Below are 15,525 nucleotides of genomic sequence, written 5' to 3' on the forward strand. Positions count from 1 at the left end.
TGATGCCTAAGCATTTTCTGGAGTGAGAAAAAGGTGGCATAAGGATCTCGCGGCCCTCAAATACGAGACGGGGGGATACGGATGAGCTGATCGCCGATGCATACGAGTTGCGCCACGGGTAGGGTACGGGAAAGATCCAACCACGTGCGGGCTCGCGTACTGATCAGTAGGCCGTTGACAAATTCGACCTCGCCGTCACTGGCTAACAGTGTGTGCCCGATGATGCCCTTGCGGCGAGTCTCGGGCAACTTTCGGCTCTTGCTCACGTGCAGTTCCGTCGAACCGCTGAGCCACGGTGGCAGGATCAGCCCATGGAGGCGTGCCGCAGTTGTGTGCGATATCCAGCCGCCCGGAGTTGCCGCGCAAAGTGCCCGAGCCGCCTCTTGCAGCTCAAAATCCCAGGAGGCCGGGCGGTACAGCCCATGGCTGACTCCGCTGACAGCTCGACCCCTGAGTTGGTCGCGGGTAAAGCCTAGAGATTTGGCCTCACCGAGCGTGAACGGGGAGGTGGGGAGCCTCTGTGCGTTAACGGTATCCATGAGGCCATTGTGGCTCACATGTGGAGCCGCGCGCAGAAGTTATCCACAAGCTCTCGTGAGATCGGCAACTTGGCTGTGCATCCGACGTCGGACGGTAACCGAGGGTTGGGTGAAAGTGCCCCTAAAGTAACCGAGGGTTGGGGGTGAGCCAGAGTGTGGTTTCTCCTGGAATAAGAGCGGCCGCCTCCGCTGGACTCGACTCCTTGATACTGGAGCTAAGCACCACTTTGGAAGGATCGACGCCGGACGGCAAGGGTGCCGCCGAGGAGGAAAAGTTGGTGAGCACTTCCCAGCCGTTCGGGCGACGATAGTGGACCACAGAGGCATCCGGGAGGCTGAGCCATTCCAACGATTCGTCGCTTTGCAGTTCCCGACGCAACCGCAACGCCGCACGGTACATTTCCAAAGTAGAGCCAGCCACCCCATCTTGAACGTCCGCAGCTAGGGCACCGAACCACTTCGGCTGTGGCAGCCAAGGCGTAGCGCCGAAGCCGAAATTGGGACCGGCCGCTGTCCAGGGCAGCGGTACACGGCAGCCATCGCGGCCCTTGACTTTGTTAGCCGTGCGGGACCAGGTGGGATCGGCCAAAACGGAGGCAGGCAGGTCCGCAACCTCAAAGAGGCCTAATTCTTCACCTTGATACAGATATGCGGAACCGGGCAAGCCGAGCATGAACAGCGTTGCTGCCCGGGCCCGACGCACGCCTCGCGTCAGATCTGGAACAGGAATGGCGCCGTCGGCCAGCAACCATGCCTCAAGGTCGGCGTGCGTAGAGTCATCCGGGAGCGCGTACCGGGAGGCATGACGGACCACGTCATGGTTGGAGAATACCCAGGTCGAGGATGCACCGGAACCCTCGGCCTCGCTGAGGCACTTCTGGACAATTGTGCGGAATTCACTGGCGTCAAAGTGAGCTTGGAGCAGATCGAAGTTGAACGCCTGACCCAGCTCTGTGGAGCGGGCGTATTTGAGGCGACGCTCTGTAAACGGCACCCAGGCTTCGGCTACTGCGGCCTTCGGCGGATCGTACTCGTCCAACACGGCACGCCAGCCGGCAAAGATTTCATGCACCTGATCCCGGTCAAAGAGCGGGTCTGAACCATCAGCAACGACGATCTCCAACGTCGGTTTGGAGCGCAGCGGCAATGTCATGTCCTTGGCTAGCCCGTGCGCTACGTCCACACGGAATCCGTCCACACCTCTGTCCGCCCAGAACCGCAAGGTGGCATGGAAATCGTCGCGAACCTCCGGATGATCCCAGTTGAAGTCGGGTTGTTCGGTGGCGAACAGATGTAAGTACCATTGGCCCAATTCTCCGGCTTTAGGCCCGGCCTGCTCCACCACGCGCGTCCACGCGCCACCGCCAAAGTGGGAGGGCCAGTCCGAGGGCGGCAGCTCGCCATCGGCTCCGAGCCCATCGAGAAAATGGTATCGTTCGCGCTCGGGAGAACCAGGGGCGGAGGCCAGTGCGGCCTTAAACCAGACGTGCCGGTTGGAGGAATGGTTAGGGACGACGTCGACAATGACGCGAATACCAGCTGTATGCGCGGCGTCCATCATGACGTCAAAATCCGTCAAGGTGCCTAACCGCGGGTCAACGTTGCGGTAGTCGTCGACGTCATAGCCGCCGTCAGCCAATGCCGAAGGGTAGAAAGGACTGAGCCAGATCGCGTCAATGCCCAGATCGGATAGGTAATCCATACGGGCGCTCACCCCAGGCAAGTCCCCGAGACCGTCACCATTGGAGTCGGAGAAACTACGCGGGTAGATCTGGTAGACGGCGGCTTGGCGCCACCATGTTGCGTCGGGGTGCGTGGAGGGAAAACTCATGAGGTGATGGACCCTTTCATGACGCTTGCGCCAGCAATTGTCGAACCGATACAACAACACTATCGGTGACACGGCTCGGTTGCGGAAACCACGGGGCCAGTCCGTCCGGCGTTTTTCGTCTCGACAAGGCTGGCCAGCGGTACCCGGAACGGTTCGCCCTTGACGCTCAAAAGTCCTTGCATTAGTCTGTGAGAACGATTCCATGGGAACGTTTCCACGGAACACTGCACGACACATCACAAAGAGGTGAGTATGGCTACCATCAGAGACGTCGCTGCCGCTGCAGGCGTTTCGGTGTCGACGGCGTCGCGGGTTATTGCAGGTAATCCGGCTACATCGCCCGCATCTAGAGCCCAGGTAACCGCTGCTGTTAAAGCACTGGATTTCCGGCCAAATACGCAGGCACAGTCACTGCGCTCCACTCGCACCAATTCCCTCGGGCTCCTTGTCTCGGACGTACGGAACCCCTTCTTTGCAGACCTCGCCCATGCCGCTGAACAAGCAGGACTGGACGCTGGCTACGTGACTTTACTGGGCAATGCCAACGAACGTGTTGATCAACAGGATCGATACCTTAATACCTTGATCCAGCGGCGCGTTGACGGAATACTTCTGACCCCGCACGGGGACGGCAGCGGGGCAATTGCAGACATCGTCCGCCGTGGCATTCCGACGGTGTTCGTGGACCGGACCGTGGACGGCGTGGATGTGCCCACTGTGACCACAGACAGCAACAAGGGAATCCAACAAGCTGTCCAACATCTGTCCTCCATGGGCCACACCAGAATCGGTTTTATCTCTGGTCCGCAATCAACGTCCACGGGACGCGAGCGTTGGGCAGCCTATACCAATGCCTTGGCTATGAGCTCGCTCGCAGCTGATGTGGAATTGGTGTACTTCGGGGACTACCAGACAGCCAGTGGGGCTGCTGGCATGCAAAAGCTGATGAACCTTCAAACGCCCCCGACGGCGGTCATTGCTGCCGACAGTCTGATGGCTATGGGGGCCATTTCTTGTGTTCATGAGATGAAGTTGAAAATTGGCCGTGACGTGGCTCTGATTGCTTTTGACGACATTGAGATGTTCACCCTGCTTGACCCGTCTCTAACAGTAGTTTCCAACAACGTCCATGAAATGGGCAAGCTTGCCGTGGGGCTTCTCATCGATGTCATTGGGGGGCGGAACCCACAGTCGATAGTTCTACCGAGCGAACTCATCATCCGTTCCTCGACCAGCAGCGCCGAACAGGCCGGCTCGATAATCACAAGGGGCCACTGAAATGGATCCAAAACCGCTAGTCACGCTAGCCAACGTCACCAAGTCGTTTGGCCCCGTGCAGGTTATCAAGGGTGTTAGCGTCAGCGTTTATCCCGGCAAAGTACAGGTGCTACTGGGTGAAAACGGTGCAGGTAAGTCGACATTAATCAAGATGCTGGCTGGCGTTCATCAGCCGGACAGCGGCGAAATCATTATGGATGGCCAAGCTGTGAGCCTTCCCAACACCCGCACGGCAGAGCAGCATGGAATTGCCACGATCCATCAGGAATTGAATCTGGTGGGAACCATGAGTATCGCTGAAAACGTAATGCTGGGAAGAACACCACGCAAGTTTGGCATGGTGGACAGGAAAGAATTACGCCGCAAGGCGCGGGAAGCGTTGGCGCTGATTGGACTCACGATCGACGTCGATACACTCGTGAACGAACTCGGTATTGCTCAGCAACAGCTGGTAGAAATTGCCAAGGCGTTGAGCATCCACGCCAAGATACTGATTCTTGATGAGCCCACAGCCGCACTGACCCGCCATGAAACAGAACACCTATTCAAGGTCGTGGAGGACTTGCGCAACCACGGCGTGGGCATGCTCTTCATTAGCCACCACCTCGATGAAATAGCTGAGATTGGAGATTCAGTCACTGTGCTGCGGGACGGGGAGTTCGTAGCGGAAGTCCCGGGCTCCACGCCGGAAGACGAACTGGTGAAGCTAATGGTGGGACGCGCCATTGACGAGCAGTTTCCTCGCCAAAAAAATTCCCAACCAAAGGCTTCACTGATCTTGGAAGTTTCAAAACTTGGTTCCAAGGACAAGTTCAAGGACATCAGTTTCACCGTCAAGGCGGGAGAGATCGTGGGGATCGCAGGCCTAGTCGGGGCCGGCCGGACTGAAGTGCTCCGAGCGATCGCTGGCGCCGATAAATACGATCACGGCTCAGTGAGGATTCGCAATAAGCCACTACAGCGCGGAAGCGTGGAGGCTGCGATCAAGGCTGGGATCGGCCATGTCCCTGAAGATCGGAAGGTCCAGGGCCTAGTCTTGGATGCCTCGGTCAATGACAACTTAGGCTATGCCACGCTACAAGAAACCTCCCGGTTTGGCCTTGCCGACTTCTCAGGACAAAAGAGCCGTGCGGAGAGTGTGGCTAAGACCTTACGAATTCGCATGCACGACATAGAACAGCCGATCAGATCCCTATCAGGTGGGAATCAGCAAAAAGCGGTTTTCGGCCGGTGGATTCTTGCGCAATCCACTCTCCTTCTCTTGGACGAACCAACCCGAGGCGTTGATGTTGGCGCCAAGGTCGAAATCTACGAGCTCATGAATGCGATCACCGCCGCAGGTGGCGCCATAGTCATGGTCTCCAGCGAACTGCCTGAAGTCTTGGGCATGAGCGACCGGATCCTGGTAATGCGCGACGGTGAAATTGCCGGCGAACTTGACGCACGGGAAGCCACACAAGACAAAGTCATGACGCTCGCGGCGCGCGACACCGACGAAGACCTTTGAAAGACTAGGAACACAAGCAATGTCCACAGCAACGATTGACGCATCACGACGTCGTTTTGACGTCAAAAGATTCCTGGCAAACAATGGCGCCCTCGTGGGACTGCTGATCTTGTGTCTAGGTTTGTTTATTGCCACGCCAGACTTTTTGACAGGGCCTAACCTTCTCAACATTGGCATTCAAGTGTCCACTGTGGCAGTGCTTGCTTTCGGTATGACGTTTGTGATCGTGGCCGGCGGTATCGATCTCTCGGTTGGATCCGTGGCAGCCCTTTCAGCCATGGTTTCCAGTTGGCTCTATGTCGGCTCCGGGGTATCGGGGTGGATAGCGTTGATAGCAGGGTTAGTTACCGGCCTTTTGGTAGGAGTCGTCAACGGCTTAGTCAGTGCCTACGGTAAACTTCCGTCCTTCATTGCCACACTGGCAATGCTCAGCGTCGCCCGCGGTTTGACTCTCGTGATCTCCGACGGGCGACCCATCAAGACGGCGCCAGAGGTGTCCTTCCTCGGAGGGAATCTGGGCCCTATCCCCATGCCGATCATTGTGCTGGTGGCATCGGCGATCATCGCATCGTTCTTGCTCAATCGCACTGTTTTAGGGCGTTCAATGTACGCTGTGGGCGGCAACGCAGAAGCTGCGAGGCTCTCAGGGCTTCCCGTTAAGCGCATCGTAGTGATTGTCTTTGGTCTCGCCGGACTATTTGCTGCTCTGGCAGGACTACTGCTGGCTGGCCGCTTGGATTCCGCTCAACCGCAAGCTGCCGCTGGTTACGAGTTAGATGCCATCGCCGCAGTAGTAATCGGTGGAGCATCGCTGGCAGGTGGACTGGGACGGATCTCAGGCACATTTGTGGGCGCCCTTGTTCTTGTGGTTATCCGCAACGGATTGAACCTACTCAACGTGACATCGTTCTGGCAGCAGGTGGTTATTGGCGTGGTCATTGCGCTGGCAGTGGGCATTGACGTCCTACGCCGCAAAACCCGCAACGCGTGAACCCTCAATAGATCAATTAAGCACGTCAATTTTATTACCCTAAAGACAAAAGGAATGAACAATGAAGATCTCCCTTCGACAAATTGCGGCTGTCACCGCCACTGCCGCCATCCTTCTAACCGGAACTACTGCGTGCAACCGCAATACGGCGGCTTCCGGCACTGACAAGGTGGTCTTGGCGCTGTCCACATTGAATAACCCCTTCTTCGTGGAAGTTCGCGATGGGGCGCAAGCGGCTGCCAAAGAGGCTGGTATCAACTTAGAAGTAGTTGATGCCCAGAATGACTCCGCAACCCAAGCCAATCAGCTGGCAACAGCTGCCACCGGCAGCGCCAAAGTGGTGATCGTCAATCCGGTAGATTCGGATGCTTCGGGCACCTCGGTCAAGGCTCTGAACGCGGCCAGCATCCCCGTTATTGGCGTGGATAGAACAGTCAATGGTGCGGACCTGGCATCATTTGTGGCTAGTGACAATGTTGCTGGTGGCAAGCAAGCAGCCGTTGAACTAGCAAAATCCATGAACGAAAAAGGAAGCATCATCATCCTGCAAGGTGTTTCAGGTACATCCGCGAGCCGTGACCGTGGAGCCGGATTCGAAGAAGGCTTGAAGGCATATCCGGGTATTACCGTCGCCGCCAAGCAGACTGCAGGCTTTGACCGCGCCACTGCCTTGGACGTAACGACCAACTTGCTACAGGCAAATCCCAATGTGACAGGTGTTTTTGCGGAAAATGACGAAATGGCTTTGGGTGCGATCCAGGCCCTAGGCACAAAGGCCGGTACCAGCGTCAAGGTGGTCGGGTTTGACGGCACCACCGATGGGCTGGCCGCCATCAAGGATGGCAAGCTCGTAGCCACGATTGCTCAACAGCCGGCAAAGTTGGGGCAGCTGGCTATCCAGCTCGCCGCCAAGATCATCAAGGGTGAGAGCGTTGAAGCTACCGTTCCCGTCGAGGTTGTTTCAGTGACCAAGGCGAATGTTGCTGACTACCTCAAGTGAGCGCCGTGAGCTCTTCTCATAACCGAAAAACGTTGAAGACGGAAAAACCGATTCTTGGCACGGTGGTGGTAGTTGGCTCCATCAACATTGATCAAGTGGTGAGTGTTAACCGCCACCCGCTCCCTGGCGAGACCCTGATAGGCAATGACTTGGAATTGTTGCCTGGCGGGAAAGGGGCGAATCAAGCAGTAGCCGCGGCCAGCCTTGGCGGTAAAGTGGCGCTGGTCGGGGCAGTGGGAGATGATTCCACTGCCACGGCGGCGATGGCGATATTGATAGCTTCCGGTGTTGACACCGTGGAGGTGGAAACTGTCGAAGGGCCCACAGGCCTGGCACTGATCACGGTCTGTGAGAACGGTGAGAACACGATTGTAGTGGTTCCAGGGGCCAATGCTTTCGTTGATAAGGCATTTGTGCACGCGCGGCAGGCCCTGGTTGCCAGCGCTTGTGTAGTTGTTTTGCAAGGGGAAATCCCGCGTTCGGGAATTATGGAAGCTGCCCGGCTTGCTCAGGGCAGAGTGCTCTTGAACCTAGCCCCGGTCATCAAACTCGACGAAGCAACCTTGCACCTTGCCGACCCTTTGGTTGTCAATGAGCATGAGGCGTCGTTGCTATTGAACCTGCTCAAACCCGGGACGGATTTCCCGGGGGCCGATCGGAAGATTGCGCAAGAACTCCTGGATTGGGGCATGAAGTCAGTGGTTCTCACACGTGGCGCCAAGGGAGCGTTGTGTGTGGATGATTCAGGTACTCTTGACGTCGCGGCTCCAGTAGTCACTGCCCGCGACACGTCGGGAGCTGGCGATGCCTTCGTGGGTGCGTTGAGTCTGAAACTGGCTGCTGGGCAGTCTCTACAGGACGCCGTCCGCTATGCAGTGCGAGTGGGTGCTTTTGCTGTGCAGAGCCGCGGAACGCAGCCATCTTATCCGCGGGTGGGGGACCTCTTGCCGCAGTCTAAACAGTGAAGAAGCGCGGGATTCTTCACGCCGAGCTGAACGCTGAGCTGAGCAAATTAGGGCATACGGACATGGTGTTGCTGGCCGATTGTGGAATGCCAGTTCCGACAGGCGTAAAAGTCGTAGACCTAGCCGTGATTCACGGTGTTCCAAGCTTTGCTCAGGTTTTGGATGCTTTACAAAATGAATACATCTTTGAGCGATGCGTTGCCGCAGCGGAATGTCAAAGTGGCCCAGTTCAGACGTGGCTGCAGGAGCGTTTTCCCGGCATTGACTATGTGAGTCATGCAGGATTGAAGACCATGTCAGCTGACGCGAAACTGTTCATCCGCACTGGGGAAGCTACGCCTTTTGCCAATGTGGCATTGTATTGCGGGGTGCCTTTCTAGCTCCGAGACTGACGGATATATGCCACCAGGCAGCCAGCAAGCGTTAGCAGCCTGGTGGCACCACGTATTGGTACGTCAGTGCCAAATCGTAGCTTGACATGGTTTGAGCGGCGGTGTTTTCCCAGCCGAACGCCTCCGCGTAGACGGAAGCGGCCCGGCCCATGTCGATGCGCGTCTGAGCGGAATCGTGCAAGGAAGCAATGGCGTTGGCCCAGCGTCGCGCTGAGCGGCCCTCCACTAACAGCCCTGTTCGTCCGTCGCTGACAGCGCGGGGGAGCCCACCTACATTAGTAGCAATAACTGGGGTACCGCACGCCTGCGCCTCCAAGGCCACCAGACCGAAGGATTCGCTAGCTGACGGTACAGCGACGACGTCGGCGCTGCGGTACCAGTGCGCCAATTCTTCTGGGTTGACGGGAGTGAGTACCTGAGCGCTTGCCCTGAGTTTGGCGTCGCTGAGCATTTGTAAAAGATCATATTTCTCGTTTCCGCTGCGAGCCCCTAAAAACGTCAACCGCAGTGGAATATCAGGACGCTCATCTTGCAAGACCACGGCGGCGTTGACCAAGACGTGGGGGCCCTTTAGTCGCTGCAGACGTCCGGCAAACACCACATGAAAGTCACCGGCGGCAATATTGCGCTCTTGTCGAGAACGGTCACGGAACGCCGGTTTGAAGACCTTCAAATCTACGCCGGGAGAGACTATGTCAATGCGTTGTTCGCACCCGTCATAGTGGCGTTCCAACTCGGTGGCTTCCGCCGTGGTGTTCGCGATCAGGCGCGTGGCCGCACCCACGATCTGCTGTTCGCCGTCCTCCCGTATCCCTGGTTCCGCGCTCTGGCCAGGCTGCAAATGACCATTTTTCACCCGAGCCATGGTGTGCATGGTATGTACCAGAGGCAGGTCTAGACGCTTGGCTACGAGAATGCCAACCATGCCGGAGACCCAATAATGCGAATGCACAAGGCCGACGGGACTAGTGGGGCCCGCCCCTGAGACTTTATCCCCGGAAACTGTATCCACGGAAGGCGCTAAGCCAGAGGTGAGAGATTGTATGTGAGTACTGACGGCGTCGGCCATTTCGCCAATGAGTTCCGGCAGCTCTTCCTTGGAAACTTTGGCGCAGGGCCCGGCCGTGATGTGGTGCACGGCCACCTGTGGGGCCAAGGGAATGGTGTCTGGCTGGACAGGAGATGTGCGGCGCGTGTAGATGTCCACCCATACCCCGGCTGCTGCTAGTTCCTTGGCCAGTTGCTGGACGTACACATTCATGCCCCCTGCGTCCCCGCCACCTGGCTGTTCCAGAGGGGATGTGTGAAGGGACAGCATGGCAACGCGCCGGACTTTGTGCACTGGTTTCCTTTGCAGCCACGGTGGATGGATCGTTCCTTATCTTGCCACTGCTTGCCCTCTGCCACCACTTCTTGCAGCGTTCGGCGCAGCGGTTGTTCTGAAGGCCTAAAATAGAAGGGTGAGATCCTCAGTTGAGCCCAACCCTGCCCCTATGGGGGCCCCGGAACGGCAAGCCATCATCGACCTCCCTGCAATTTTTCATAACGTTGCCACTTTGAAAGCCATGGCGGCCCCTGCCAAATTCATGGCGGTGGTTAAAGCCGACGGCTACGGCCATGGCATGATTCCTGTAGCCCGGACAGCGTTAGCAGCCGGAGCGAATTGGCTAGGCACGGCTCATGTCAGTGAGGCACTGAGCCTTCGTGCGGCCGGGATCGGGGCACCACTGATGGCCTGGTTGCACACGCCGTCCACGGATTTCGGCGCCGCTGTGGCGCAGGGGATTGATTTGGGCTGTTCGGGTTGGGAACTAGACCACATCGCTGCCGCAGCCCGTGAACAGGAGCATCCTGCGCGCATCCACTTAAAGATCGACACCGGGCTGGGCCGCAACGGAAGCACCATGGCCGACTGGGACTTGTTGGTGGCGCGGGCTATTGCCTACCAAGACGATGGTCTGCTGCGTGTGGTGGGCGTGTTTAGCCACTTGGCAGTGGCGGATGAACCTCACCGCCCCGAAACTGACGCGCAGCTCCAATGTTTCCGCGAGGCCGTGGCCATTGCTGAAGATGCCGGTGCTGATCTGCAGGTGCGCCACATTGCCAATACCCCCGCCACACTTTCGCGGCCCGACTCGCACTTTGACATGGTGCGGGTGGGGCTAGGTATCTACGGGCTTTCACCGTTCCATGACCAGTCCGCAGCTGAGCTCGGCCTGATTCCGGCCATGACATTGGTGACCCGCGTGGCCATGTGCAAGGACGTTCCGGCAGGCCAAGGAGTCTCCTACGGACTGCACTACGTGACGGATGCTCCCACGACTCTGGGCTTGATACCGCTTGGCTATGCCGACGGGGTCCCGCGGGTGGCCACGGGTGGGCCGGTCCGTGTCAACGGCATCACTTATCCCGTGGTGGGCCGGATCGCCATGGATCAGATGGTCATTGATTTAGGTCCCACCGGTCGGGATGGATTTTCTGCTGCCGAGGTTCCAGGCTCGGCACTGGGTGCTGCTGCTGTGCTGTTCGGCAACGGGCACGACGGCGGCCCCCTGGTAGAGCGCTGGGCCGAGGCTGCCGGAACCATCAACTACGAGGTGGTTACACGCATCAGCGGGCGTGTGCCGCGCACGTACATTGAACTGACCGGCGCAGCGGAAGGCTCCGGCGTTTCCGGTGCTTCTGACGGTTCTAGCGTGGGCATGGGGGTCAGCGCGTGACGATGTGGGAATTCTCTACCGCAACGGCAACAGAAACCCAGTGCGTGGCCAAGAAGCTGGCGGCGCTACTCGAAGCCGGAGACCTGCTGATTCTTAGTGGGGAACTCGGAGCGGGCAAAACCACTTTCACGCAGGGTTTGGGTCATAGCCTGGGCGTTCGTTCGGGGATTATTTCGCCGACGTTCGTCTTGGTGCGTATTCATCCGAACTTGGTTGACGGTCCCAACCCGGGAGGCCCTGACTTGGTTCATGTGGATGCTTACCGGCTGGGTTCCCCGGGCGAGCTTGATGACATCGACTTAGAAAACACCATGGACACCTCCGTCACAGTGGTGGAATGGGGTGCGGACCGGGTGGAGCATCTGGCAGCGAGCCGGCTGGAGATCGAATTTGTCCGCTCCGTGGGTGGGTCCGGTGCGCAGGATGTTCCCTACGACGCAGGCCTGCTTGAACATGTTGACGCTTCCGGCTTTGACGCTGATACTGACGGCGACGACGACGAACCACGGCTCCTGCGCTTGCGCGCAGTGGGCCCTAGATGGCATGGCGTTGACTTCTCCGGGCTGGGCCACGGCGTGGATTCTGGCGCCACCACGAACGGAATAGACTAAAAAACGTGCGAATTTTGACCATTGACACTTCAGCCGTGGCCAGTGCCACCCTGCTGAACTTCGAGCCGAACGACCCTGTGCGGACACTTTCAGTGGTGGGGAACTTTGCCACGCAAGACACCCGCAGCCATGCCGAAGTACTGGCACCAGGGGTGAAATCACTATTCACCGACGCTGTCATAGAGGGCCCGGCCCTGGACGCTGTGGTGGTAGGCGTGGGTCCGGGTCCGTTCACCGGATTGCGTTCAGGCATTGCCATGGCCCGCACTCTAGCCTTCGTCTGGGACGTGCCCTTGTATGGACTGATGAGCCTTGAAGCCTTGGCGCAGCAAGTCTTTGACACCCCTCGGCATGGGCTTGACGGCCGGGCACTGGGTCCTGTGGCCATGGGTGACTTTGTGGTCGCCACGGACGCGCGCCGCAAAGAGGTCTACTGGGCCAGATTCAGCGCCGCGGCCCAGCTCATGGACGGTCCCCACGTTGGCCCGCCCACGGACATCAGCGACATCCAAGTGTTCGGTGCCGGTGCCGGGTTGTACCGCGAACAGCTGGAGCAGACCGGATGTGAGGTGTACTCGGTGCTCGCCGACGTGCAGCCCACTGCTTTGGCGCTTGGGCGGGCGGCGATCCGACGAATTTCAGTCGCCGGATCGCTAGAGGCTGCTGGTTTGCTCGACACCACACCTTTGTACCTTCGTGAATCAGATGCCAAGGTACCTGGGCCCAGGAAGCGGGCGCTGTGAAAGCGGACGTTGTGCTGCGCGATATGACGGACGCCGATGTGGACGCCGTCACGGTCATGGACCAGCAACTCTTCAGCATTGATTGTTGGCCTCGCAGCATGTTTGTCGCAGAACTTCGCGAACCTGCCACCCGGCGGTACATCATCGCGGAGGTTCGTGACGGGTTTGGAGAGACAAAAACAGCAGGTTACGCCGGGCTTATGTGCCTGCCACCAACGGGGGACATCCAAACTATCGGTGTCTTACCCGAATTTGAGGGTCGTGGAATTGCCCGAGCCATGCTGGATGAACTAATTGCCGAGGCAGTGCGACGGGGTGCCATGGACATCATGCTTGAGGTTAGCTCTACAAATCCCCGGGCGCAGGAGCTCTACCGGCGCTACGGCTTTGAACACATCCACACCCGGCCCAGGTACTACAGGGACGGTTCGGATGGGCTGATCATGCGCCTGATACTGCCAGAAATTAGTGCACACTCAACCCAGGAGGATCCTTCATGAGCCAGACAGATCCACTGATTTTGGGTATTGAATCGTCCTGTGATGAAACAGGTGTGGGACTGGTGCGCGGAACGCAGTTGCTCACTAACACCGTTTCCTCTTCCATGGAAGAGCACATCCGTTTTGGTGGGGTGATCCCGGAGATTGCCTCCCGCGCGCACTTGGAGGCGTTTGTGCCTACCTTGCGCCAGGCTTTGGCGGACGCCGGAGTGTCCCTCGAGGACGTGGACGCGATCGCTGTCACCAGCGGTCCGGGGCTAGCAGGGGCACTGATGGTGGGTGTGAGTGCGGCAAAGGCGTTGGCTCTTGCCACCGGTAAACCGCTGTACGCCATCAATCATCTGGTGGCCCATGTGGGGGTCGGACTCTTGGAAAATTCGATGGCCGTGCGGAGCCCGGGCGAGGGCCTGCCGGAAAATCTCGGCGCACTCCTGGTGTCAGGGGGCCACACCGAAATTCTGCGAGTACGCAGCATGGCCGAGGACGTGGAACTACTCGGATCCACGATCGACGACGCCGCTGGGGAAGCCTTCGATAAGGTAGCCCGGGTGTTGGGACTGAATTATCCAGGCGGCCCTGCGATCGACAAACTAGCCAAGGAAGGGAACGCCAAGGCCATTCGTTTCCCGCGCGGGCTCAGTGCACCAAAATACATGGGCGCCGCTAATGAACCCGGTCCGCACCGCTATGATTTCTCTTTCTCAGGATTAAAGACCGCAGTGGCGCGCTGTGTGGAAGGGTACGAGGCGCGTGGCGAGAACGTACCCGTGGCTGACATTGCGGCCTCTTTTCAAGAAGCCGCTGTGGACGTCATCACGGCCAAGGCTGTCCTGGCGTGCAAAGAAAAAGGGATGACCACTCTTCTCCTAGGCGGTGGGGTGGCTGCCAACTCCAGACTGCGTGAATTGGCGCAGCAGCGTTGCGCGGGCGCGAATATCACGCTGCTCGTCCCAAAAATGAGCCTGTGCACCGACAACGGCGCCATGGTGGCAGCGCTCGGCGCCCAACTGGTCATGAACGGCGTCTCACCCAGCGATCTAGCTTTCGCCCCCGACTCCTCTATGCCGGTGAGCAGTATCAGCCTCGCTTGATTGTGAAACGGTAGGCGATGCCCACCGCGAACATGATGACGCCGGCCAGAACGGCTTCCGGGGGCAGCGTTACCATCAGGACAACGCAGGCCGCGGCGCCGAGGAACTGAAGGAACCGTGGGTACCGTCGATCCAGACCGGTTTGTGTCAGCGCCGAAAGGTTGGCGATGAGGTAGTAGACGAGCACTCCGAAGGAGGAAAAGCCGATTGCTCCCCGGAGGTCAACAAATGCGATGATCAAGCACACTGCGCCGCCCACTACTAACTCTGCCCGATGCGGGACCCTGTACTTGGGGTGTATGGCCGCCAACCAGCGAGGTAGGTCCCCTTCCGTTGCCATGGCAAGGGATGTTCGCCCGAGGCCTGCAATGAGAGCCAGCAGCGCGCCCAGCGACGCCAATGCGGCACCGATGCGCACCAAGGGACTGGCCCACTCCCAGGGTCCGGACGCTACGGCCGCGGCGAGTGGGGTCGGGGAGGAGGCAACGGCGTCGGGCCCCAAAACTGCCAGCAACGTCACGGCCACGCACGCGTACACGAGGGCGGCAATGGCCAGTGCCAGCAGAATGGCTCGTGGGATGGTCCGCCGAGGATCCCTGACTTCCCCACCCATGGTGGCAATCCGGGCGTAGCCGGCGAACGCGAAGAACAGCAGTCCAGCAGATTGCAGAATCCCATAGAAACCGTGAGAAAGCAGCCCATCGCCTAACAGTCTCTGCACGTTAGCGTTCGATTCCCCAGCGGGGACGCTGGCCCACGCAGCTGCCGTGGAAAGCGCCAAGGCAATAAGCACGGCCGTCACGAGGATGCGCCCGAGCATGGCCGTCCGGGTCACGCCATGGTAATTCACCGCCACCAAGAGGACGACGGCGCCAATCGCCACCGGGCGCTCCCATCCGGGTGGGGCCGCGTAAGCTGCAAATGTTATGGCCATGGCGGCGCTGCTGGCCGTCTTTCCTACGACGAATCCCCAGCCGGCCAGAAAGCCAGACCACGGGCCAAGCCGTTTTCTTCCGTACACATAGGTTCCGCCAGAGTCGGGATAGGCGGCGGCAAGCTGAGCGCTGGAGCTTGCGTTGCAATAGGCCACCACTGCGGCAATCAACAGTCCTAGAAGGAGCCCGGATCCAGCGGCGCGGGCGGCAGGGGTGAAAGCAGCAAAGACGCCCGCACCGATCATTGAGCCAAGCCCGATCATCACGGCATCGACTGTTCCGAGGCGCCGAGCAAGCCCAGGAGCGTTAGTCATGAGAACAGTTTTCCCTTGCGTGGTAGTGGTCGTTGACAAAGAGTAGCGATATGAGGTGAACATAACGTAAACGTCCGCCTATTTAAGCGTCAACAATCAAGGAGCTGG

Annotated in this window: 15 protein-coding genes; 11 read left to right on the forward strand and 4 right to left on the reverse strand. The window is 58.8% G+C overall.

The window, feature by feature from the left end; all coding sequences use genetic code 11:
• Window positions 1–56 precede the first annotated feature (56 nt).
• A complete protein-coding gene (locus LOH53_RS12995; RefSeq protein ID WP_230068173.1) occupies window positions 57–539 on the reverse strand; it encodes a hypothetical protein in 483 nt (160 codons plus the stop codon).
• A 121-nt stretch (window positions 540–660) separates the two neighbouring features.
• The gene (locus LOH53_RS13000) at window positions 661–2,370 is read right to left on the reverse strand and encodes a glycoside hydrolase family 13 protein (RefSeq protein ID WP_230068174.1); all 1,710 of its coding nucleotides are present in this window, start codon (window positions 2,368–2,370) and stop codon (window positions 661–663) included.
• A 252-nt stretch (window positions 2,371–2,622) separates the two neighbouring features.
• On the opposite strand from LOH53_RS13000, the gene LOH53_RS13005 reads away from it, so the two are divergent.
• The 6 genes from LOH53_RS13005 to rbsD all read left to right on the forward strand — a co-directional run bounded on the left by LOH53_RS13005 (window position 2,623) and on the right by rbsD (window position 8,491).
• Window positions 2,623–3,648 (forward strand): LacI family DNA-binding transcriptional regulator, encoded by a 1,026-nt coding sequence (locus tag LOH53_RS13005; RefSeq protein ID WP_230068175.1) that lies wholly within the window; start codon window positions 2,623–2,625, stop codon window positions 3,646–3,648.
• A 1-nt stretch (window position 3,649) separates the two neighbouring features.
• Window positions 3,650–5,155, forward strand: a complete 1,506-nt coding sequence (locus LOH53_RS13010) for a sugar ABC transporter ATP-binding protein (protein ID WP_230068176.1) — start codon at window positions 3,650–3,652, stop codon at window positions 5,153–5,155.
• Window positions 5,156–5,174: 19 nt separating this feature from the next.
• On the forward strand, window positions 5,175–6,146 hold the full coding sequence (locus LOH53_RS13015) for an ABC transporter permease (protein ID WP_230068177.1): 972 nt from the start codon (window positions 5,175–5,177) through the stop codon (window positions 6,144–6,146).
• A gap of 61 nt (window positions 6,147–6,207) precedes the next feature.
• Window positions 6,208–7,146 (forward strand): substrate-binding domain-containing protein, encoded by a 939-nt coding sequence (locus LOH53_RS13020; RefSeq protein WP_230068178.1) that lies wholly within the window; start codon window positions 6,208–6,210, stop codon window positions 7,144–7,146.
• Between the two features lie 5 nt (window positions 7,147–7,151).
• Entirely contained in the window at window positions 7,152–8,111 is a 960-nt protein-coding gene (locus LOH53_RS13025; RefSeq protein ID WP_230068179.1) for a ribokinase, read from the forward strand.
• The gene (gene rbsD, locus LOH53_RS13030) at window positions 8,108–8,491 is read left to right on the forward strand and encodes a D-ribose pyranase (protein WP_230068180.1); all 384 of its coding nucleotides are present in this window, start codon (window positions 8,108–8,110) and stop codon (window positions 8,489–8,491) included. Before LOH53_RS13025 ends, rbsD begins: the two co-directional genes overlap by 4 nt.
• Before the next feature lie 43 nt (window positions 8,492–8,534).
• Here the strand turns inward: rbsD and LOH53_RS13035 are convergent, their stop codons facing one another.
• The gene (locus LOH53_RS13035) at window positions 8,535–9,845 is read right to left on the reverse strand and encodes a glycosyltransferase (RefSeq protein ID WP_230068181.1); all 1,311 of its coding nucleotides are present in this window, start codon (window positions 9,843–9,845) and stop codon (window positions 8,535–8,537) included.
• A 151-nt stretch (window positions 9,846–9,996) separates the two neighbouring features.
• Here LOH53_RS13035 and alr point away from each other — a divergent pair, with 151 nt between their 5' ends.
• The 5 genes from alr to tsaD are packed head-to-tail and all read left to right on the forward strand — an operon-like array spanning window position 9,997 to window position 14,168.
• Window positions 9,997–11,223, forward strand: coding sequence for an alanine racemase (gene alr, locus LOH53_RS13040; protein WP_230068202.1), 1,227 nt, complete (start codon window positions 9,997–9,999; stop codon window positions 11,221–11,223).
• Window positions 11,224–11,225: 2 nt separating this feature from the next.
• Window positions 11,226–11,834 (forward strand): tRNA (adenosine(37)-N6)-threonylcarbamoyltransferase complex ATPase subunit type 1 TsaE, encoded by a 609-nt coding sequence (gene tsaE / locus LOH53_RS13045; RefSeq protein ID WP_230068203.1) that lies wholly within the window; start codon window positions 11,226–11,228, stop codon window positions 11,832–11,834.
• Between the two features lie 5 nt (window positions 11,835–11,839).
• Window positions 11,840–12,577, forward strand: a complete 738-nt coding sequence (tsaB, locus tag LOH53_RS13050) for a tRNA (adenosine(37)-N6)-threonylcarbamoyltransferase complex dimerization subunit type 1 TsaB (RefSeq protein ID WP_230068182.1) — start codon at window positions 11,840–11,842, stop codon at window positions 12,575–12,577.
• On the forward strand, window positions 12,574–13,077 hold the full coding sequence (rimI, locus tag LOH53_RS13055; protein ID WP_326832787.1) for a ribosomal protein S18-alanine N-acetyltransferase: 504 nt from the start codon (window positions 12,574–12,576) through the stop codon (window positions 13,075–13,077). The genes tsaB and rimI overlap by 4 nt, the downstream gene beginning before the upstream one ends.
• On the forward strand, window positions 13,074–14,168 hold the full coding sequence (gene tsaD, locus LOH53_RS13060) for a tRNA (adenosine(37)-N6)-threonylcarbamoyltransferase complex transferase subunit TsaD (RefSeq protein ID WP_230068183.1): 1,095 nt from the start codon (window positions 13,074–13,076) through the stop codon (window positions 14,166–14,168). The genes rimI and tsaD overlap by 4 nt, the downstream gene beginning before the upstream one ends.
• Here tsaD and LOH53_RS13065 read toward each other — a convergent pair.
• Window positions 14,155–15,417 carry an APC family permease gene (locus LOH53_RS13065; RefSeq protein ID WP_230068184.1) on the reverse strand — a complete coding sequence of 421 codons (1,263 nt, stop codon included), beginning with the start codon at window positions 15,415–15,417 and terminating at the stop codon, window positions 14,155–14,157. The genes tsaD and LOH53_RS13065 overlap by 14 nt on opposite strands.
• Window positions 15,418–15,525: the final 108 nt, after the last annotated feature.

Origin of the sequence: Arthrobacter cryoconiti (genome assembly GCF_020905375.1) — a bacterium.
GTDB lineage: Bacteria > Actinomycetota > Actinomycetes > Actinomycetales > Micrococcaceae > Specibacter > Specibacter cryoconiti.